The 21,346-nt window shown below is 62.0% G+C and carries 16 protein-coding genes and 1 pseudogene; 6 read left to right on the top strand and 11 right to left on the bottom strand.

Annotation, left to right across the window (positions count from 1 at the left end; genetic code table 11):
* Positions 1 to 131: 131 nt before the first annotated feature.
* Positions 132 to 1,652, top strand: coding sequence for an aldehyde dehydrogenase (gene adh, locus HV770_RS13815; RefSeq protein ID WP_175160382.1), 1,521 nt, complete (start codon positions 132 to 134; stop codon positions 1,650 to 1,652).
* A gap of 64 nt (positions 1,653 to 1,716) precedes the next feature.
* Positions 1,717 to 2,112 carry a DUF779 domain-containing protein gene (locus tag HV770_RS13810; RefSeq protein ID WP_175160678.1) on the top strand — a complete coding sequence of 132 codons (396 nt, stop codon included), beginning with the start codon at positions 1,717 to 1,719 and terminating at the stop codon, positions 2,110 to 2,112.
* A gap of 31 nt (positions 2,113 to 2,143) precedes the next feature.
* Here the strand turns inward: HV770_RS13810 and eutC are convergent, their stop codons facing one another.
* The 4 genes from eutC to HV770_RS39425 all read right to left on the bottom strand — a co-directional run bounded on the left by eutC (position 2,144) and on the right by HV770_RS39425 (position 6,192).
* Entirely contained in the window at positions 2,144 to 2,941 is a 798-nt protein-coding gene (eutC, locus tag HV770_RS13805) for an ethanolamine ammonia-lyase subunit EutC (protein WP_175160380.1), read from the bottom strand.
* Positions 2,938 to 4,332: an ethanolamine ammonia-lyase subunit EutB gene (locus tag HV770_RS13800; protein WP_175160378.1), complete on the bottom strand. Its 1,395-nt coding sequence runs from the start codon at positions 4,330 to 4,332 to the stop codon at positions 2,938 to 2,940. The genes eutC and HV770_RS13800 overlap by 4 nt, the downstream gene beginning before the upstream one ends.
* Before the next feature lie 48 nt (positions 4,333 to 4,380).
* Positions 4,381 to 5,784, bottom strand: a complete 1,404-nt coding sequence (gene eat, locus HV770_RS13795; protein ID WP_175160377.1) for an ethanolamine permease — start codon at positions 5,782 to 5,784, stop codon at positions 4,381 to 4,383.
* Positions 5,785 to 6,063: 279 nt separating this feature from the next.
* A complete protein-coding gene (locus HV770_RS39425; protein ID WP_281366218.1) occupies positions 6,064 to 6,192 on the bottom strand; it encodes a hypothetical protein in 129 nt (42 codons plus the stop codon).
* Here HV770_RS39425 and HV770_RS13790 point away from each other — a divergent pair.
* Positions 6,145 to 6,922, top strand: a pseudogene (locus HV770_RS13790) (AraC family transcriptional regulator). The gene HV770_RS39425 and the pseudogene HV770_RS13790 sit on opposite strands and share 48 nt — an antisense overlap.
* 496 nt (positions 6,923 to 7,418) lie before the next feature.
* Entirely contained in the window at positions 7,419 to 7,763 is a 345-nt protein-coding gene (locus tag HV770_RS13785) for an SWIM zinc finger family protein (RefSeq protein ID WP_343048214.1), read from the top strand.
* Between the two features lie 168 nt (positions 7,764 to 7,931).
* On the opposite strand, the gene HV770_RS13780 is transcribed toward HV770_RS13785, so the two are convergent.
* The 7 genes from HV770_RS13780 to dnaA all read right to left on the bottom strand — a co-directional run bounded on the left by HV770_RS13780 (position 7,932) and on the right by dnaA (position 20,324).
* Positions 7,932 to 9,887: a heavy metal translocating P-type ATPase gene (locus HV770_RS13780; RefSeq protein ID WP_217468600.1), complete on the bottom strand. Its 1,956-nt coding sequence runs from the start codon at positions 9,885 to 9,887 to the stop codon at positions 7,932 to 7,934.
* The gene (locus HV770_RS13775; protein ID WP_175160375.1) at positions 9,884 to 11,056 is read right to left on the bottom strand and encodes an SPFH domain-containing protein; all 1,173 of its coding nucleotides are present in this window, start codon (positions 11,054 to 11,056) and stop codon (positions 9,884 to 9,886) included. The genes HV770_RS13780 and HV770_RS13775 overlap by 4 nt, the downstream gene beginning before the upstream one ends.
* Complete coding sequence (gene hflC / locus HV770_RS13770) at positions 11,053 to 12,117, bottom strand: protease modulator HflC (protein ID WP_175160374.1); 1,065 nt, start codon at positions 12,115 to 12,117, stop codon at positions 11,053 to 11,055. Before hflC ends, HV770_RS13775 begins: the two co-directional genes overlap by 4 nt.
* Positions 12,118 to 12,160: 43 nt before the next feature.
* Positions 12,161 to 14,074: a protease modulator HflK gene (gene hflK, locus HV770_RS13765; protein WP_246290901.1), complete on the bottom strand. Its 1,914-nt coding sequence runs from the start codon at positions 14,072 to 14,074 to the stop codon at positions 12,161 to 12,163.
* Between the two features lie 763 nt (positions 14,075 to 14,837).
* Entirely contained in the window at positions 14,838 to 17,309 is a 2,472-nt protein-coding gene (gyrB, locus tag HV770_RS13760) for a DNA topoisomerase (ATP-hydrolyzing) subunit B (RefSeq protein WP_175160372.1), read from the bottom strand.
* A gap of 113 nt (positions 17,310 to 17,422) precedes the next feature.
* On the bottom strand, positions 17,423 to 18,526 hold the full coding sequence (dnaN, locus tag HV770_RS13755; protein ID WP_121316156.1) for a DNA polymerase III subunit beta: 1,104 nt from the start codon (positions 18,524 to 18,526) through the stop codon (positions 17,423 to 17,425).
* Between the two features lie 220 nt (positions 18,527 to 18,746).
* Positions 18,747 to 20,324, bottom strand: coding sequence for a chromosomal replication initiator protein DnaA (gene dnaA / locus HV770_RS13750; protein ID WP_217468599.1), 1,578 nt, complete (start codon positions 20,322 to 20,324; stop codon positions 18,747 to 18,749).
* 384 nt (positions 20,325 to 20,708) lie between these two features.
* On the opposite strand from dnaA, the gene rpmH reads away from it, so the two are divergent.
* Positions 20,709 to 20,843, top strand: coding sequence for a 50S ribosomal protein L34 (rpmH, locus tag HV770_RS13745; RefSeq protein WP_004198824.1), 135 nt, complete (start codon positions 20,709 to 20,711; stop codon positions 20,841 to 20,843).
* A gap of 19 nt (positions 20,844 to 20,862) precedes the next feature.
* Positions 20,863 to 21,342: a ribonuclease P protein component gene (rnpA, locus tag HV770_RS13740; protein WP_425497410.1), complete on the top strand. Its 480-nt coding sequence runs from the start codon at positions 20,863 to 20,865 to the stop codon at positions 21,340 to 21,342.
* The last annotated feature ends 4 nt before the right edge of the window (positions 21,343 to 21,346 follow it).

The raw sequence follows: 21,346 nt of genomic DNA, 5'->3' as shown, positions 1-21,346 counted from the left end.
GTGCGCCGATGCCTGCTGCGCGTGCACGGGTCACCGGCGCGGTGCATGGCACACTTCTGGCTCTAGGCTGTCACGGCCGAGCGGTATATCGCGCCGGATATAGCCCATTCAAACATGTGAGGAGCACACAGATGAATCACGCGGAGATGCAGTTTCTGACCACCGAATTCCCGTACAAGAAGCAGTATGCGAATTTTATCGGCGGGGAATGGGTGAAGCCCGTGGGCGGCGAGTACTTCGACAACGTGTCGCCGATCACCGGCGAGCCCTTCACGTCGATCCCGCGTTCACGCGAAGCCGATATCGAACTCGCGCTCGACGCCGCGCATCGTGCGAAAGTCGCATGGGGCAAAACCTCCACGGCGGATCGTGCGAACATCCTGAACCGCATCGCCGACCGGATGGAAGCGAATCTGCAACGCCTCGCGGTCGCCGAGACGATCGACAACGGCAAGCCGCTGCGCGAAACCATGGCCGCCGATATTCCGCTCGCGATCGATCACTTCCGCTACTTCGCCGGCGCGGTGCGTGCACAGGAAGGCTCGATCTCCGAGATCGACGACGACACTGTCGCCTATCACTTTCACGAACCGCTCGGCGTGGTCGGTCAGATCATCCCGTGGAATTTCCCGATCCTGATGGCGGTGTGGAAGCTCGCGCCAGCGCTGGCCGCCGGTAACTGCGTGGTGCTGAAGCCCGCTGAGCAAACGCCCGCTTCGATTCTCGTGCTGGTCGAACTGATCCATGACCTGCTACCCGCGGGCGTGCTGAACGTGGTGAACGGCTTTGGTCTCGAAGCCGGCAAGCCGCTCGCGTCGAACAAGCGCATCGCGAAGATCGCGTTTACCGGCGAGACCACGACTGGCCGTCTGATCATGCAGTACGCGAGCCAGAACATCATTCCGGTGACGCTCGAACTCGGCGGCAAGAGCCCGAACATCTTCTTCGCCGACGTGATGAACGCCGACGACAGCTACTTCGACAAAGCACTCGAAGGCTTCACGATGTTCGCGCTGAATCAGGGCGAAGTGTGTACGTGTCCGTCGCGCGTGCTGATCGATGAAAAGATTTACGACCGCTTCATGGAACGTGCGTTGAAGCGCGTCGCCGCGATTGCGCAAGGGCATCCGCTCGACAGCAAGACGATGATCGGCGCGCAAGCCTCGCAGGAGCAGCTCGAAAAGATCCTCTCGTACGTCGACCTCGGCAAACAGGAAGGCGCAGAATGTCTGATCGGCGGCGAGCGCAACACGCTCGACGGTGAGCTGAGCAAGGGCTATTACGTGAAGCCGACCGTGTTCCGCGGCCACAACAAGATGCGCATCTTCCAGGAGGAAATCTTCGGGCCGGTGGTATCGGTCACGACCTTCAGGACCGAGGACGAAGCGCTGGAAATCGCCAACGATACGCTCTACGGTCTGGGCGCCGGCGTCTGGACGCGCGATGGCACGCGCGCCTATCGCTTCGGTCGGCAAATCCAGGCGGGCCGCGTGTGGACCAATTGCTACCACGCGTATCCGGCGCATGCGGCGTTCGGCGGCTACAAGCAATCGGGCATCGGCCGGGAGAATCACAAGATGATGCTCGATCACTACCAGCAGACCAAGAACCTGCTCGTCAGCTATAGCGAGAAGCCGCTCGGGTTCTTCTAAACGTGCGCGGTCCGACCGGGGCGGGCCGCATTGCGCGGCTCGCTCTTTTCAGCGAGGGCATATGATGGCCGATGAGAAAGAAGTCGCCCGCGTGATCGCGACGCCTGCCGCTGTCGAGTTGATCGGCAAGCTGCGCGCCGAACATGGGCAGGTGCTGTTCCATCAATCCGGCGGATGCTGCGACGGCAGCGCGCCGATGATGTTTCCCCGCAGCGAGTTCATGGTCGGCGGGTCCGATGTGAAACTCGGGACGATCGCGGACGTGCCCTTCTACATGAGCGAATCGCAATTCGAATACTGGCAGCACACGCAACTGATCATCGACGTGGTGCCCGGTAATGGCGGGATGTTTTCTTTGGAGCGCCCGAGCGGCATGCGGTTTCTCACGCGCTCCCGGCTCTTCGAAGACGACGAGAATGCGTGGCTTGAAATTCATCCGGTGGAACGGGCTGATGCCTGAGGGCTGATGCCCGGGTCGCTTACGTCGTAGGTTACGTCGCGGCCTTGTTTGAATCGTCGCCGATAGCGGGCGTTGCTGGAGTGCTTGCCAGCAGCGCATCGCTGTCGTCTTTCAGGCCGACGCCGGTGAGTCCCAGGCGACGGGCATGCGTCAGCAGGTAATGCAACTTGTGCGCGGCCAGCGGGTAGTCGAGTCCTTCCGGGCGCACATTCGAAATGCAATTGCGTTGCGCATCGCTGCATCCCACCTTGGGCGCGTACGTCAGATAAATGCCGAGGCTATCAGGCGAACTCAAACCAGGCCGCTCGCCGATCAGCATTACCACGATCTTCGCGTTGAGCAACTCGCCGATTTCGTCGCCGAGCGCGACGCGTGCCTGCCGTGCCACCACCACCGGGCCGATTGTCCAATCCGCGAGTGTCGGGCAAACGGCTTGCAGCAGCGGGACCGATTGCTTCGATGCGGCGAACGCGGAAAGACCATCGCCAATCACGAACACCACATCGCTCGGCGCGCACCGCGTCTTTGCGAGCATCACGCGACTCTCCTCCGATAAGCGCCTGCCCAGATCGGGACGCCGCAAATAATGCTCACGATCGGGCGCCGCGCTATGCACATCCAATGTCTTGAAGCCTTGCGCGCGCAACTGCTCGTGCAACACATCGGCATCGAGCGGATGATGCACCGCGTCGCGCGCCTGCGCATGCGACAGGTTGAACGCGAGCAACGGCGCAGTCGGCAAACTGCTGCCTGCGCGGCCCAACGCGATACGCGCGTTGGTGAACTCACGCAGCGCGTTCCATGGGTTCTTTTCGAGGAAGTCGCTCATGCGATGCCCATCCAGTCGCGCGCGCCTTCGAGCAGCGGTTGCTGCGGCGACGCACTCAACAAGGCACCGCGTGCGTCGGTGATCTGCATCGACTCCAGCCACTCCTCGAATTCCGGCGCGCGGCGCAAACCGAGCACGTTGCGCACATACAGCGCGTCGTGGAACGACGTGCTCTGATAGTTGAGCATCACATCGTCCGCGCCCGGAATGCCCATGATGAAATTGATGCCCGCGACGCCGAGCAGCGTCAGCAGGTTGTCCATGTCGTCCTGATCGGCTTCGGCGTGGTTCGTGTAGCAGATGTCGCAACCCATCGGCACGCCGAGCAGCTTGCCGCAGAAGTGGTCTTCGAGCCCGGCGCGCGTGATCTGCTTGCCGTCGTACAGATACTCGGGGCCGATGAAGCCCACCACCGTGTTCACGAGGAACGGATTGAACTTGCGCGCCACCGCGTACGCACGCACTTCACAGGTCTGTTGGTCGACGCCGAAATGCGCGTCGGCCGACAACGCGCTGCCCTGCCCGGTTTCGAAGTACATCAGATTGTTGCCGACCGAGCCCCGTTGCAGCGACAGTCCCGCTTCATACGCTTGCTGCAGCAGCGCGAGCGAAATACCGAAGCCCGCGTTCGCTTTCTCCGTGCCCGCGATCGATTGAAACACCAGGTCGACCGGTGCGCCTTTTTCTATCGCGGCAATCGTGTTGGTGACGTGCGTCAGCACGCACGATTGCGTCGGCACCTGATAGCGCTCGCGAAATTCGTCGATCATCAGCAACAGCTTCGTGATCGCGGCGAGATTATCGCTCGCCGGGTTGATGCCGATCATCGCATCGCCGCAACCGTACATCAGGCCGTCGAGCATCGAAGCCGCGATGCCTTTGACGTCGTCGGTCGGATGATTCGGCTGCAGACGCACCGACATGTGACCCGGTAAGCCGACGGTGTTGCGAAAGCGCGTGATCACCGGACGTTTGCGCGCCGCCAGGATCAGGTCCTGGTTGCGCATCAGCTTCGACACAGCGGCAACCATCTCCGGCGTGAGACCGGCGGTGATACGCGTGAGCGTGTCCGCATCGGTCGAACTGCTCAGCAGCCAGTTGCGGAAATCGCCGACCGTCAGATGCGAGATCTCGGCGAACGCTTGCGGCGAGTGATCGTCGATCACGAGACGCGTGACCTCATCGCTCTCGTACGGGATCAACGCTTCATTGAGGAAGGTGCGCAACGGCACCTGCGCGAGCGCCATTTTGGCAGCGACGCGTTCTTCTTCGCTCGCTGCCGCGACGCCCGCGAGTTGATCGCCGGAGCGCTGCGGGCTAGCTTTCGCCATCAGCGTCTTCAGATCGGCGAAGCGATACTTGCGGCTGCCGATCGACTCGGTGTAGCTCATGCTTACGACTCCATCGCCGCTGCTCGCACAGCGGCTCGATTCGTCACGTCATTCTTCGAGCAAGGCGTCGGTTGGCGCCGCCTCGCGTTGATGGCGGGTCAACAGGAAGTATACGTAGCCCAGCGCGAGGAAGATGGCAAACACGATCGCCACCAGAAAATTGAAGTAGACCATCGTCGCCAGACAGATTACCGCCGCCACCAACGCGAATGCCGGAAAGAACGGAAACAGCGGCGCACGATACGGGCGCTCCATGTTCGGCGCGCTGCGGCGCAGTTTGAACAACGCCAGCATGCTGACGATATACATCACGATAGCCCCAAACACCGACATCGTCACGATGTTTGCCGTCAGCGTCTGGCCGCCGAACTGGATCAGCTCGTCGCTGTAGATCGCGGCAATGCCGAGCACGCCGCCCGCGAGAATCGCGCGATGCGGTGTCTTGAAGCGCGGATGCACCTTCGAGAGCCACTCCGGCAGATAGCCCGCGCGAGCCAGCGCGAAGATCTGCCGCGAGTAGCCGAGGATGATGCCGTGAAACGACGCGACCAGTCCAAACAGGCCGAGCCACACCAGCATATGCATCCAGCCGCTGTGTTCGCCGACGATGAATTTCATCGCTTGCGGCAGCGGGTCGTTGATGTTCGACAGTTTGGTCCAGTCACCGGCCGCTCCGGCAAACACCATCACGCCGATTGCGAGCACGACCAGCGTCAGAATGCCGGTGACGTAGGCGATCGGAATCGAGCGCTTCGGGTTTTTCGCCTCTTCGGCCGCCATCGCCACGCCTTCGATCGCGAGGAAAAACCAGATCGCGAACGGGATCGCCGCGAACATGCCGTGGAACGAGCCCATGCTGAAGGTATTCGCGCCGGCCCAGCCGCCCGTCGTGAAGTTCGACCAGCGGAAACCCGGCGACACGACGCCCATGAAGACCAGCAGTTCGAAGATTGCGAGCAGCGTCACGCACAACTCGAACGCCGCGGCGATCTGGACGCCGGCGATGTTCAACGCCATGAACACGAGATACGCGCCCATTGCAGCGTGTTTGGGTTCGAGTCCGGGGAACTGCACATGCAGATAAGCGCCGATGGCGAGAGCGATGGCCGGTGGCGCGAATACGAATTCGACGAGCGTTGCCGCGCCCGCGAGATAACCGCCGGTCGGACCGAATGCCTGGCGTCCGTACGCGAAGGGGCCGCCCGCGTGTGGAATCGACGTCGTGAGCTCGGTGAAACTGAAGATGAAGGTCGTATACATCGCGGCGACGAAAATGGCCGTGATGACGAAGCCGAGCGTGCCGGCGCTCGCCCAGCCATAGCTCCAGCCGAAATATTCGCCGGAAATGACGAGGCCGACGGCAATGCCCCATAGCTGCCATGTGCCGAGCGTCTGCTTCAGCTCGTGATGCATGGCCTGACCGATCGACTGCTGATTGGAAGCTGGCTTCATCGGATGCTCCTGGGTTCGCGTGTGTGCATTGACGCGGTTTGCTCGACGCCGCAAGACTTTGCGGTGCATGGGCCGACAGGCTTCAGCCGATGGTAGGGAGCCATTATTCGGGGGTGTTATCGAAATTCGGCAAAGTTGTCGGTGCGTTCGGGTGTTAACGGGCGCTTAACTGCGCTTTGCAGTCTGGCGTGAAGTTCGCAGGATTGGGTAAACGGGGGCGTGGTACTTTTCTCTTTCCGTATGTGCCGCTCTTTGTCGGCAAGGTCATTCATGAACGAATCAGACGATCGGGTTCGATACGAAACGCGGCTCGCACGCGCGCTCGATCTTATTTACGATCATCTCGACGAGCCGCTCGATATCGGGCGGTTCGCTGGCATAGCGTGCCTGTCGCCGTATCACTGGCATCGGATTTATCAGGCGATGTATGGCGAGACGGTCGCGACAACGGTTCGCGGCTTGCGGTTGCATCGCGCGGCGGGGGTATCTCGCGAACGGTTCGATGGCGATTGCGGAGATCGCCGAGCGATCGGGCTGCAGCAGTTTGCAGTCTTTTTCGCGCACTTTTCGCGCGGTGTTGGGCGTGCCGCCGGCGCAGTATCGCAAGCAAGGCACGCATTGCCGGCTTCGTCCGGCGCTTTCAGGAGACGGTCAAATGACGATGCGCGAAGTGGTGATTCGTTATGTGGAGCCGATTGAGGTTTTGTCGGTGGATCACGTGGGGCCATATATGCAAATCAGCAAAGCGTTCGATGCTTTGTTCGGGTGGCTCGCTCAACATAACTTGCTGGCGGCGGAGATGCGAATGATCGGGATTTTCTTCGATGATCCCGATGTGGTCGATGAAAACGCGTTGCGCTCCAAGGCTGGGGTGTCGTTGCCGCATCCGCTGCAAGTGGCGGTGACGGTGAGTCCACCGGTTTCAGTCGCGCATGTTAAAGGCGGGGAATACGCGGTGTTGCGGCATAAGGGTCCGTATAGCGATCTGCCGGCGGCGTACGAGTGGTTGTACGGGACGTGGCTCGTGCAGTCGGGGCGTGAAGCGGCGGACGCGCCGGTGTTAGAGGAGTATCTGAATAGCCCGAAGGAGACTGCGCCTGCGGATCTGGTTACCGAGATCTGTTTACCGTTGGTTTGACGGTTGACCGCGTTTGTGAACGCGCTCGTGGAAGCTTATGCATGTATACGCAGCGCGCTTTCCGGACGCCTCTCTGGTTTTTATAGTCTTTGTATATGTATACGTAGTAATAGTTAACAAGCATCGCCCCTGGCTGGGGATAACTTGAAACTTCGTTTACGCATCAATGGGCTGCGTAAACCATAAGTCTGCGCAGTAAGGGCGGACAGGAGGCAGGAGCCAGGGAAAACTTTTGTGCGGCTTGGTTAACCTGCGGGCTTATCAAGGTTTCGCCCACAAGGTGCCAGGGGGTTTCTACAAAAGTTGTCCAAAGGGGTGTGTGGATAAGTTTGGGGGCGTTGGCGGGAGGTTCTCTCCCCGGCTGCCTGGGTTTTCGCCATGCAATTTCGCGAGCCCAACCCACACGTTCGGAATCGGGCGCCTCCTTGCTCATCGCCGTATCATCGTGTCTGTGCGCCGCCCGTCGCGGCACTGTCCGTTTTTCACCGGTCAACCGATGTCCCGCTCTGCAGAGCTTTCCGAGGTTCTCACTCTTGCCGAAGTCCAGTCGCTCGCGGCTACGAAGACGTTTGCGCGCGGCAAGGCTTATTTTCACGATGGTGTCGTCTCCCGCCTGGATGAGCGCGATGACGCTGTTCGCGCCACCGTGAGAGGCACGCACCGTTACTGGGTTGAACTCGCCGTCGACGATGGCGAACTCGCGTATGAATGCAGCTGTCCGGTAGGCGACGAAGGCGTGTTCTGCAAGCAGGCTGTTGCCGTTGCACTTTCCTGGCTCGAAAATTTGACGTCAGACTTTGACGGGCCGACATCCACAACGCAGTTTCCTTGGCCGAGATAACCGTGGAACAGGGATGCTAAGTCGTTACTCCTCGCAACAAGTGCCAACTGATAGAGAAAAGGGCCCATAAGTATCTCTACTTACAGGCCCGGCGGGCTGCGTTCTACCATCGGTGCCGCGAATTATCAACGGCTAACGAAAGACGAAACTCATAAACTCTCGCGACGGTTATCTGTCGTCCATTCGCAGCAGCCGTCCCGCGTTGGCGATCACAATGAACGTGCCGACGTTATGTAGCAGCGCGATCCACACGGCGCCCAACGCGCCCGTCGCCGCCAGCACGATCACCGCGACCGTCCAGGCCAGACCGATCACCGCATTGATGGTTGCCGTATGCACGCAGCGCCGGCCGAGCCGCACGGCTGTCGCAATACGTCGCAGATCGTCGCCGAGCAGGACAACATCGGCCGAGGCCACCGCAATGTCGATGCCGCGCCCGCCCATTGCAACGCTGGTAGGCCCCGCCTTGATAGCAAGGACGTCGTTCAGGCCATCGCCGACCATCAGCGGATGATAGCCGGCCGCCATCTCCTGCACGACATAGTCAAGCTTGTCATGCGGCAAGGCCTGCGCGACGACGATCCCGATACCCGTTTGCGCAGCGAGCTTCCGGGCAACGGGTTCGCGGTCGCCGGTCAGAAGAGTCTGCCGCGTCAACCCGAGCTCCCGCAATTCGGCGAGCGCGTCCTTCGCCTCCGCGCGCAGCGCGTCGGCGAAAGCGAACCACGCCAGCAAGCGGCCGTTCAACGCGAGTCCCACACAGGGACCGTCGATCTCGCGCGGCGGTTGCGGCAAAGCCTGCACGTAGTCCGCGAGCAAGCCGTGGCGGCCAAGCACGGCGACACCTTCAGCAGTATCGGCGACGATGCCGAGGCCTCCCAGTTCGCGCGCAAGTTCAAGCGGCGCCTCTTCGAGGCCCGCAATGGCATCCGCCGCATAGCGCACCAGCGCGCGGCTCACCGGATGCGCGCTGCCTCCGCCAAGGCGCCCCGCCAGTTCCAGCACCTGCGAAGTATCGACGCCCGGTTCCAGCAACACCTTCTCGACGCGCAATTCGCCGTAAGTCAGCGTGCCGGTCTTGTCGATCACCAGCGAATCGATCTGCGCGAACTTGTCGGCAAACGCAGCGCTCCGGAACAGGATGCCGTGCCGGGCTCCCGCGGCGATCCCGGCAATGGCCGTGGACGGAGCGGCCAACACGAGCGCGCACGGGCACGCTGCGACGATGACCGCCAGCATCGCCGACGCATTCGCCGACGCGAACCAGACGATGGCCGCGATCAGCAGGACGAGACACAGATAAGCGCCCATGTAGCGTTCGAGTATCTGCGTAATCGGTGGCTTTGCCTGCTCGGCTCGCTGCATCAATTCGATGATCTTGCCGAGCGTCGAGTGTTTGCCCGCGTGCGTGACGTCGATGCGTAGCGGACCGTCGAGATTCATTGCACCGCCGAAAACGGCCGTGCCCGGCACGACGTCGAGCGGCACAGACTCGCCGGTAATCGGTCCATTGTCGACGCTCGACTGGCCGTGCTGGACGACGCCGTCGGCGGGAATCCGTGCGCCGGCCACCACTTCGATCTGGTCGTCGGCCTGCAGCGCGTCGTAGGGCACTTCTTCGATCGAACCGTCTGCCCGGATGCGCCGCACCTTGCCCGACGCCAGCCGGCCGAGGGCCCGGATCGCCTCCTGCGAGCCGAGTACGCTGCGTTCTTCGAGCGCATGGCCGAGCGTCATGACAATCGGCAACAAGGCGGCCGTGGCCATATCTCCGACGGCCCACGCGGCCAGCATCGCGAGCGCGATCAGGCGGTCGGTCACGCCGTGCAGACTGGGCGACCTGAGGCTATGCCACGCGCCGGCGAACACCGGCCCGGCCACGACCAGCGACGCAAGTCCGGCGAGTATCTGCGCCAGCGTTACATCCGCCGGGGCGAGCGCACGCCATGCTGTCGACAACACCAGCAGGCCGCCGGCCAGCAGCGCAAGCCCGATGTGCCGCGTCATCGCCCGCTGCTCGGTTACCGACAAGGCGATCGGCGTGCCCTGAGTGAGGCCGTCGGCGTGATTCGCGTGCGACGCGTGGTCGTCAGTATGTGCTGCGTGCCCGATTCTCGCGCTCATCTCGCATTCCCCGGCAGGATCAGGTTTGATGTGTTGTGCGGATCGACGGTCGTCACGCTCGCCGCTTTCGAGAGGATCAACTGCACCCGGTCCCGATAGACGCGCGCGAGAAGGCCCGGGTCGCTATGGTCGCGTAATGGCGCTTCCAGTTGCTGAATGGTCAAGGTTTTCGCCCGTGCAGTGGCGACGCGTTCAACCGCGTTCGCCTGGGCGTTCTGCACGATCCGGTCCGCGTCCTGCTGGGCATCCTGCCGGGTCTTCTCGGCGGCCGTGCGCGCTTCAGCCATGCTGCGCTCGGCCACCTGCAACGAGGTCAGAACTGAATTGAACGCACTGACGGCGGCAGCGGGGAATGCGGCCTCGACATCGACTCGCGCAACTTCGACGCCGAGTCCCGCATGCTGCGCATCGAGTTGCCGCAGATGCCGCTCGATTTCCTGCGCGAGATCGCCGCGCAAGCGCTCACGCTCGACGGCCAGTTGCTGATCTGCCGACAGCCGTTCCGGCCGCGCGACCAGGATCGCATCGAGGTTGCGCTGCGCCACAACCGCGACCGCTGACGCCGACACGATCCGCTCCAGCGCGGCATCGAGCCGGTCTTTTTGCAGGACATAGGCGTAGGCATCGATCACCCGGTAATACAGCGTCGCATGCAACTGCAACACGCCGTTGTCGCCGGTCAGCAGGTAGCCCGAGCCGGCGAGCGCATCGGGTAACAGCGCACCGGCTGACGGCACGGCATCAGGTTCTGGTTCGGGCTGAAGGAGGGGGGCCACGCCGTCGGCCCGCATAGGCGGCAAATCCGTCGGCCCCGCCGTGCCCTCCATTTCCGACAAGGGCGGCAGTTGCGGCAAATGGGCATCCGCGCCGCGCGCACGCGGATCGCGTTCGAGCGACTGAATGCGTTGTTCGAGCACGCGCGCACTGCCAGGCACCATCAAGGTCGACTCGAACGGACGTGGCCAGGCAATCAGCAGTCCGGCGTCCTGGGTGCGAACGAATGCACCGAAGCGCAACACGACTGCGCGGCTGTCGGGCGGAATGCGCCGGATGTTCGAACCGGCCCAAGCGCATGCGGCCAGCACGGCCACGGCTGCCACAAACCAGAAGGACAGCCGGACTGCCTGTGTGCCGGGCCCGAGCGGCGGCAAGCTGCTGTCCGTGGTCATCGCGCGGCCCTGGATTTTTTCGACGCCGACGCGGACACCATGCCCGCGCCCGTCTGCCGCGACGGCTCGGCTCCTAGGTCGATGGGCCCCTGCACCAGCGCCTGGAACGGCGCCGCATCGGTGCGCAGAATCAGGTTCGTATTGGCGCTGACCACGGAGTCGAGCGTGTCGAGCGAGCGCAACATCGTATAGAGGCGCGGATTGCCGGCATAGGTGTTGCCATAGATGGCGGCGGCATCCTGGCGGGACTGCGCTTCGATCTGCGCAGCCTTGACGTTCGCGTCGGCAACCGCCAGACGGGCATCGCGGTCCGCGTCCGAGCGGATCTGCGCGGCCTCGCGATTGCCGTCTGCAGTACGCTGCGCGGCAACCGTCTCGCGCTCCGCGCTCATCCGGCTGACCGTCGCCGAGAGTGTCACCGCGGGCAACGTCAGGCGCTCCAGTCCCACTTGAACGACATGCACGCCGTAGGCCGAGTAAAGCTGCGCGTCGATCTGACTGCGCAGCGCGTCCTCGAAGGCGGAGATGCGTACCCGTGAGGGATCCGTGTTGACGAGCGACGCCAGGTCGAAGCCGGCCGACGTGGTTTGCAACGACGAACCGAGCAGCGAGCGAATCTGCTGCGCGGCCTCGTCGGGCCGGTTGCCCACGGCCCGAACAAAGCGGCGCACGTCGTTCGGATCCGCAGCGACTTTCCACGCGACGTAGGCCTGCACGATGATGCGCAAACCGTCACGCGTGCCCACGTCCTGCAAGCCACTCGATGTCGTATGCAGGCGCAGGTCGACCGGCACCGCTGCCTCGATCGGCGCGGGTAGACGCCACGCGAGACCGGGTTCGAGCAGCACGCGCACGGGTTGCCCGAAGCGCGTGATCACCGAGGCCTCGCCCGCCCGCACCGAAATGAAACTCGCCACGGCAATCGCGATGACGACGCATAGCGCCGCAAGCAGGACGCGCACGTAGAACGGACCGCCGCGACCGGTCTGTGCGTTGCCTTGATCGTGGTGGTGGTGCTGGTGATGCCCGTGGCCATCGGTATGCAAATGGAACAAACTCATGAAGTCACCTTGAGAACAGCCTGTCCGGCGTGTGGCGTGCGCATCAGTTGCTGTGCGGAAAGCCAGCGAGATCGCCGGCCGTGAAAGTGCGCAGATCGAGGGTCGCGCGCCGGTCGGCGACCAGCCGGTCGTCGATCACCGTGATGCGCGCGTTCTGCAACCCATGCTGCAAGCGGGCCAGGTAGTACTCGAATGCAAAGGCCGGTCCGCCTAGCCGGTATGCGACTGTGTCGGCTTCAAAATTGATCTGCTGCACATGCGCCGACGCAAGCGTGTCTGCCGCTCGCGCCGAAGCCTGAGCGACACCGGTGAGCGCCTGTTGCTGTGCATTGCCCAGCAATTGCGCCGCGAAGCCATGCGCCCTGGCGACGCTTGCCTGCGCGCGGATCTGCGCTGCCTGCACGTCGTGATAAGCCGAGGCAGCGCCCGCTGGCGGGTGCACGCTCTCGATGACGACCGCCACGACTTCGATGCCGCTCGCGAGCTGATCGAGTTGCCGCTGAACCGCGCTGCGCACCTTTTCAGCGATGGCGGTCTGGCTCGTCTCGAGCAAAGCCTGTAGCGTATGCGAGGCGAGGTAGTGCATCACCTCGCGATTGGCGATCGAGCGAACCGTGCTTTCCGGATCGACCGACCGGTACAGCGCGGCCCGCGCGGCAGCGTCGCTCAAGCCCACGCGGTAATCCAGCCGCACGTCGGCGTTGACGATCTGAAAGCTCTGCTGATCGCCGGTGGCGCCGGCGATCACCTGGCTCGTCTCCCATGGATGCTGGACGTCCCAGAGACGGTTCAACTGCTCGGGCGTCGGACCGTCGGCGTTGACGGAGGGTGCCGCGACGCTGCTGTCGTTTGCCCCTCCCGAGACGATGATCTGATGCACCGCGCCGTTGTCGACAAGGCGAGCCTTGCCAAACGGCCAGGGCATGCCAATATGCAGACCGGGCGACCATACCGCCACCGGCGCGCCGAATCGCTCGTATACGGCGCGTTGCGAAGGACCCAGCACCGCGACCGAGGTCAGCAACCACGCACAGACGGCCATTGTCACTATCGTGGCGGGTAACAACCGCATGAAACTACGCAGCACCCAGTTCTGGCGCAGATCGATGCCGTAGCGGTCATGCAATTCGGCGCCGATTGACGCGAGCGGCGAGCGTCGATAATGCAATAGCCCGGCAAGCAGGCTCGATGGCACATGCCTCGTCTGTTCACCGGCGCGCGGCGGGAAGATCCATAGAAGAAGCGTACGCACCAGCATTTCGACGGCAATGGCCGCACAGAAGACGGCGGCAACATGCACGACCAGATCGGCCGTCATATGCGCGTAGACCAACCATCCAGCCGACAAAGCCGCCCCGAGTGCGCACAGGAGCAGGACGCGCAGCAGGCCCGCCAGCGACGCGGACAGCGAGTCACGCGAGCGCTGCGCGTCGTGTGCGTAAAACCGTTCGGCAACGAGCGTGAGAAAAGCCAGAGCCAGCGCAGCCGTGCCGCTGACGATCGTGAGGGACGGCGCAACCATCGCGTGGATCAGCGCGTCAGGGGCCAAGGGCTCGAACGCCATTGCGGCGAACGTCATGGACAGACCGGCGCACATGGCGACGCACCAAGGTTGCCAGCGAAGGGTGCGCACGAGGTGGCTGAAGTCGGGCTTTCCGGCGTCGCGCGAGACGACTTGCTTCACGAAACTTACGCCTCGCTTCCAGACCGATTCCTTCTCCGGATCTGCCGGTGCGCGCACTACCGACGGGCGCCAGAGCGCGACGATCACCAGGTTCAGGCATGCACTCGCCATCACCGCGCTCCAGCGCAGATCGATGGACACGCTCTTCGACAGGCTCAAGGCGCCCAGCACGCCTGCCAATGCCGCAGCCACCCATCCAGGCAGCAAGGTATCGTTACGTCCGGCCGACCGCTCGCGCACGTCACTTTCTTCACGTCTCTCCCGCGTTGACATCAGCAATCCTTACCAATCAATTACAAACCGGGTGAGGTACAACGTCGCCGAAGGCGGCTTGCACGATCTGCGAGGCGCAATTTAACGCGACAGGTGGGGAAACTCAAGGTTGTCGGGCGACAGCTTGACGCTCAGGGAGTGAACCGCTTCTTGTCGGGTGCCGCTTGCGTTAATAGCGGTATCCGTGCGCCACCTGGATACCGGGTGCAATGTTTGACGCGAGCCGTGACGCGCCTGCGTTTGATGGTCCTGCTCTCGCGGGGCAAACGTTGCCCGACGGAACTGGTAGCGCGGACGATGCGAAACCCGCGCGCATTTTCCCGCATCCGAAGATATTGCATATCGCATGGTTGGTGAGCCGACGACGAGACGCGTGTCTTCACCGGGTATTTGCGCACGCTGCTCGAAAGCATGTTCTGCGATATGGCCGGACCGGCTTGTGCCGCCTCAGCGAAACTACGCGAAGCCACTGATGCTAAACCTGATGCTCCTCCGCCATGCTGACCGAACCCTCCTTCCTAGCGATTGCCCTACACCCAAACGCGAAAGGGTTACAGGCTGTTCACCTGTAACCCTTTGAATTCCTCAAGCGGGCAATCCGAGCCAACCGCGGCTGGATCGCCTCCCTCAAATCATGCGACGTGGACTCAACGTTGAGTGCTGTCTGATGACAAGTACGAAAACCTAATCATTTCCGTGCATTCGAGTCCAGCTAACCCGGCGCTAGTCCAGTGATTTCTGTTTCTCAGCACTACAAACACCCTCAAACATCAATATTCCCCGCCCTCAACGCATTCGACTCAATGAAAGCTCTCCGCGGCTCCACGTCATCCCCCATGAGCGTAGTGAAAATGCCATCAGCCGCAATAGCATCCTCAATCTGCACACGAAGCAAACGACGCACCGTCGGATCCATCGTCGTCTCCCAAAGCTGTTCAGGATTCATCTCACCGAGACCCTTATAGCGCTGCTTGGAAACGTTACGTTCAGCATCAGCCAGCAACCACTTCATCGCGCTCTTGAAGTCGCTAACCGCCATACTCCGCTCACCACGCTTGATCACTGCGCCAACGCCGATCAACCCCTTGAACGTATTAGCAGTATTGATCAGCTGCTGATAATCCGCAGTCAACTGAAACTCTTCATCGAACACCGAAATCTTCTGATTACCGTGATGAGTACGAGCGACGCGCAGCGAGCGCAGTTCACGCACCGGGTCATACATCGTGGTCACCGTCACCTCGGGCTTCAGTGCGTCGTCGCGCAGCTTGGCCTCGAGTGCCTTGGCGGAAGCCTCGGCCGCAGCTTCACTCGTGAGGTCGACCACCACCCCATCCATCACAGCCTCGAGCGCACCAGCGTCGTACAACCGGCTCAAACGATTCACCACGGCCTGAGCAAGCAGATAAGCCCGAGCCAATTCGCCCAACGCATCGCCGGTGATCGGCGTAGCGCCTTCCGAAGCCACCAGCTCCGACCCTTGCAGCGCGAGCTTCAGAATGTGAGCATTAACCTCGGCTTCATCCTTCAGATACCGCTCGTCCTTACCCGCCTTGATCTTGAACAGCGGCGGCTGCGCGATGTAGATATACCCACGCTCGATCATGTCCGGCATCTGACGATAGAAGAACGTCAGCAACAACGTCCGAATGTGCGCACCGTCGACGTCAGCATCGGTCATGATGATGATGCGGTGATAACGCAGCTTCTCGAGGTTGTAATCGTCCTTGCCAATCCCGCAACCCAACGCGGTAATCAGCGTCACGATCTGCTCCGAAGAAAGCAGCTTGTCATAGCGCGCCTTCTCCACATTGAGCACCTTGCCGCGCAGCGGCAAGATCGCCTGAAATTTCCGATCACGCCCCTGCTTCGCCGAGCCGCCTGCCGAGTCACCCTCGACGATATAAATCTCGGACTTCGCCGGATCCTTCTCCTGGCAATCCGCCAGTTTCCCAGGCAGACCGACGCCGTCAAGCACGCCCTTACGACGCGTCATTTCGCGCGCCTTGCGAGCCGCATCGCGCGCGCGCGCGGCATCGACGATCTTGCCGCAAATGATCTTCGCGTCGTTCGGCGTTTCCAGAAGGAATTCCTCGAGCGCTTTCGCGACCACGTCTTCCACCGGTGCACGCACTTCCGACGACACCAGCTTGTCCTTGGTCTGCGCGCTGAACTTCGGCTCCGGCACCTTCACGGAAAGCACGCACGAGAGCCCTTCGCGCATGTCGTCGCCGGACGTTTCGACCTTGGCTTTCTTCGCGACTTCGTGATCGTTGATGTACTTGTTCAACACGCGCGTCATCGCCGCACGCAACCCGGTCAGGTGCGTGCCGCCGTCGCGCTGCGGAATGTTGTTCGTGAAGCACAGCACGTTTTCGTTGTAGCTGTCGTTCCACTGCATTGCCACTTCCACGCCGACGCCGTCCTTCTCGCCGTTGATGTGGAAAATGTTCGGGTGCAGTACGGCCTTGTTCTTGTTGATGTACTCGACAAAACCCTTCACACCGCCGACGAACGCGAAATCTTCTTCCTTGCCGCTGCGCTGGTCCATCAGGCGAATGCGCACGCCGTTATTCAGGAACGACAGCTCGCGAATGCGCTTGGCCAGGATGTCGTAGTGATATTCGACATTGCCGAAGATCGACTCGTCGGCCATGAAGTGCACTTCAGTCCCGCGGTTCTCGGTATCGCCCACCACCGGAATCGGCGACACGGCCACGCCGTCGATCTCTTCGATCACGCGGTTCTGCGGCACGCCACGGTGGAATTCCATGAAGTGCTTCTTGCCGTCGCGGCGCACGGTCAAGCGCAGCCACGCGGAGAGCGCGTTCACGCACGACACGCCCACGCCGTGCAGGCCGCCAGACACCTTGTAGCTGTTCTGGTCGAACTTGCCGCCGGCATGCAGTTCGGTCATCACGATTTCGGCGGCGCTGCGCTTCGGGTCGTGCTTGTCGTCCATCTTCAGACCGGTCGGCACGCCGCGGCCGTTGTCGGTGATCGAGATGGAGTTGTCCGCGTGAATGATCACCTGGATGTCGTTGCAGTGCCCGGCCAATGCCTCGTCGATCGAGTTGTCGAGCACCTCGAACACGAGGTGGTGCAAACCGGTGCCATCCGATGTATCCCCGATGTACATCCCCGGCCGCTTGCGCACAGCCTCCAGACCTTCGAGGATCTGAATGGACGAGGCGCCGTAGCTGTTGTCGGGTTGCGTATTGTTCGTTTCAGTCATGGATTTTTTCCGGTTCTGCGTTACTGCGAGGTTGCTGCTCGGGACTTTTCAAAACGCCATAAAAACGCCAAAGGGGCGCTGCGCCCCTTGGTGTGTTCTTGGTGTTGGACGCGTCAGATGCGCATCGGCATCACCACGTATTTGAATTCGTCGTTCTCGGGAATCGTGATCAACGCGCTGGAGCTGGCGTCGCCCAGGCTCACTTGCAACATGTCGACCTTCAGGTTCGCGAGCACGTCGAGCAGATACGTGACGTTGAACCCGATATCGACGCTGTCGCCGTCGTACGCGATTTCCAGTTCTTCCTGCGCCTCTTCCTGATCGGCGTTGGTGGACATGATCTTCAACTGGCCCGGCTCGATGATGCAGCGCACGCCCTTGAATTTGTCCGACGTCAAGATTGCCGCGCGTTGCAGCGAACGTTGCAGTTCTTCGCGGCCAATCAGGAATTGATTCTTGTGTGACTTCGGGATCACGCGCTGGAAGTCGGGGAACTTGCCTTCCACCAGCTTCGACACCAGTTCGACCTGGCCGAACGTGAATTTCACCTGCGTTTGCGCGATGTCGATCTTCAGTGTGTCATCGATGTCTTCCAGCAGACGCTGCAATTCCAGAATCGTCTTGCGCGGAATGATCACTTCCTGACGCGAGAACGAACCCTCGATCTTCATCGACGAGAACGCCAGACGGTGGCCGTCGGTAGCGACCGCCATCAGCTGGTCGCCGTCCACCACCAGCAGCATGCCGTTCAGGTAGTAGCGGATGTCCTGCTGGGCCATCGAAAAATGGACCATGCCGAGCAACTGGCGGAACGTCTTCTGGGGAACCACGAGGTTCGCACCGTAGTCTTTAGCTTGCGCGACCGTCGGGAATTCGTCCGCGGCGAGCGTTTGCAGCGCAAAGCGGCTCTTGCCGGATTGCACGGTCAGGCGCTTGTCGTTCAAAGTGAGCGTGACCTGCCCGTCGGGCATCGCGCGCAGAATGTCGAGGAGCTTTCGTGCTGCCACCGTGGTCGCCACCGAATCGCCGCCCACGCCAAAATCGGCACGCGTGGTGATCTGCAATTCGAGGTCGGTCGACAGGAACGACACATCAGGGCCGTTCTTGGTAATCAGCAAATTGGCGAGGATCGGCAACGTATGGCGGCGTTCGACGATGCCGCTCACAGTTTGCAGCGGCCTGAGGAGGTTATCGCGTTCGGTCTTGACCAGTTGCATAGAGTTCCTTCGTTGATATAACGGCCTGCGCGCCTTGCCAGGTAAGCTTTGCAGCATGCAGCCGTGGCTCCCCGCCGGCGCCACGCAGCGCCCGTCACGGCGTGAAATCCGCCCGCGGCCGCCGGGCGGTTAAACCTGTATTGTGCCTGAAAATGGAACCGCCTCACTAAAATGGGGGCGAGTTTGGAAATAAACAGGTCGATTTTTCCGTCCGGCCCGCTTAGCCCTTCAGCGTCTGCTCCAGCACGTGCAGCTCGTGGTTCAGCTGGGCGTCCTTGCTACGTTCGTCGGCAATTTTGCGCACCGCGTGCAGCACAGTCGTGTGATCGCGCCCGCCGAACAGCTCGCCGATTTCCGGCAGGCTCTTCTGGGTCAGCTCCTTCGCCAGATACATCGCGATCTGCCGCGGCCGCGCGATGTTCGCCGGACGCTTCTTCGAATACATGTCAGCGACCTTGATGCTGTAGAAGTCAGCCACCGTCTTCTGGATGTTTTCCACCGAAATCTGCCGGTTCTGCACCGTTAGCAGGTCTTTCAGCGCTTCCTTGGTCAGTTCGATCGTGATTTCGCGGCCGTGGAACTTCGAGTACGCGAGGATCTTGCGCAGCGCGCCTTCGAGCTCACGGACGTTCGAGCGCAAATGCTTGGCGACGAAGAACGCGACGTCCTCGTTCAGGCTGACGAACTCCGACTGCGCCTTGCGCATCAGAATTGCGACGCGCATTTCCAGCTCGGGCGGTTCGATCGCGACCGTGAGGCCCGAGTCGAAGCGCGAGATCAGGCGGTCGTCGATCCCCGAAATTTCCTTCGGATACGTGTCGCTGGTGATGATCACCTGCGCCTTGTTCGCGACCAGCGCCTCGAACGCGTAAAAGAATTCTTCCTGCGTGCGCGACTTGCCCGAAAAGAACTGAATATCGTCGATCAGCAGCAGGTCGAGCGAGTGGTAGTAGCGCTTGAAATCGTCGAACGCCTTGCGCTGGTACGCCTTCACCACGTCGGACACGTACTGTTCCGCGTGGATGTAGCGAATCCGCGCGCCGGCCTTCTCCATCAGAAGCTGGTTGCCGATTGCGTGGATCAGGTGGGTCTTGCCCAAGCCCACGCCGCCATACAGGAACAGCGGGTTATACGAAATGCCGGGGTTGTCCGCGACCTGAATCGCCGCAGCGCGCGCCAACTGGTTGGCCTTACCGGTCACGAAGTTGTCGAAGGTCAGAACCGGATTCAGCTTCGAGCGCTCGTACATCGAGTCGTTTTCGCCGCTGCCGGTCGAAGCGGCGCTTTGGCCCGGACGCCAGGTGCGGCGTGCAGCTGCGGCTTCGTGCGCGTCGAGACTCGGCAAATCGAGGTCGGCGGCGTCTTCGGCAGCCGCGCGGGCGTTAGCGTTTTGCGCGGCCATGGCATGGTTGGCCCGCGCCATTTGCGCCGCCTGCACGGCGCCGAGCGCCGCGTCGACTGCGGCGCCACCGCCGGAATGGCCGCCGCCCATCGGCGCGGACGAAGCCGGACGAGCCGGCGCGGGCGGTGCCGCGAAGGCGCGCATGCCCGCTTTCGGATCCAGCACGAATTGCACGTCGATCGGCGCTTGCCAGAAATCGCGGGCCATATCCGCGATGCGGCCGGAGAACTGGCTCTTGACCCAGTCGAGCTTGAAGCGGTTCGGCGCGGCGATGCTAAGCGTGTTCGCAGCGGCGTCGAAGGCGACCGGGGCCAACGGTTTGATCCACGTCACGTACTGCTGGGGCGTAAGCTCACGCTCCAGCAATGCGGAACAGTGTTGCCAGAAATCGTTCATCGAGTTGCTGTCGTTATGGTGTGCACGGCGGTCGCCGCTGCCCTTGTCGCGCGCGCGCAACAAGGCCCTGAGCAGCCAGGCGTAACGGCTCCAGGCGCTTGTGCCACAAGGGTTTGCGGGGCAAGCGAGCCGGAGCGGCGTGCAGGATTTTTGGGAAGTAAGGCGAGATTCTAACGCCAAAACGGACCCGGAAGGGAGTTATCCACAGGGACGGATCATCTGGCGAACGAGGCCCGGTCTGCGGCCGAACCTGGCTAAGCTATTGACGGCCAACGGAAAAGCGGTTTAAATAGCGGGTTCCGCGAAAACCAATTTCAGTAAACCTCCGGCCATTGCGCTTTCAGCGATGCTCGCGCGGTTTTTTTTCGATCAAGTGAGAGCAACATGAAACGTACTTACCAACCCTCCGTTACCCGTCGCAAGCGCACCCACGGCTTTCGCGTTCGCATGAAGACCGCTGGCGGCCGCAAGGTCATCAACGCACGTCGCGCGAAGGGCCGCAAGCGCCTCGCCATCTAAGGCGAGCGGATTGCGCGCTGTGACCGAAGCCCGCGGCGAAGCGGGAGCGGCTGGGGCGCAGCAACCGGGCTCGGTTCCGTTGCGAGCGCACGCCGCCTTTCCCAAAGCCGCCAGGCTACTGAAAACGGATGAATTTTCATCCGTTTTTCGTTTGCGCCCGTGGCGCCGCACCCCGCACTTCGTGGTTTACGGCCGGCCTACCGGCAACGACGCGCGCTTGGGCCTCGTGATCGGCAAGAAGTATGCGCCGCGCGCGGCCACGCGTAATCTGGTACGTCGAATCGCGCGTGAAGCCTTCCGGTTGCGTCGCGCGGAATTCGGCGGTTGGGATGTGCTGCTGCGTTTGCACACGCGCTTCGACAAGAAGGCTTTGCCCAGCGCCTCGTCGCCGCCGTTGAAGGCGCTGTGCCGCAGTGAAATCGAGGCGCTGCTCGATAAGGCAGCGCGCGAAATTGTCCGTCGCGAGGCGCCGCCCGCGGAAGCGCCCAAGACGGAATGATGCT

This window comes from Paraburkholderia fynbosensis, from assembly GCF_902859935.1.
Taxonomy (GTDB): Bacteria; Pseudomonadota; Gammaproteobacteria; order Burkholderiales; family Burkholderiaceae; genus Paraburkholderia; species Paraburkholderia fynbosensis.
This window is presented reverse-complemented; position numbering and strand designations above follow the sequence as displayed.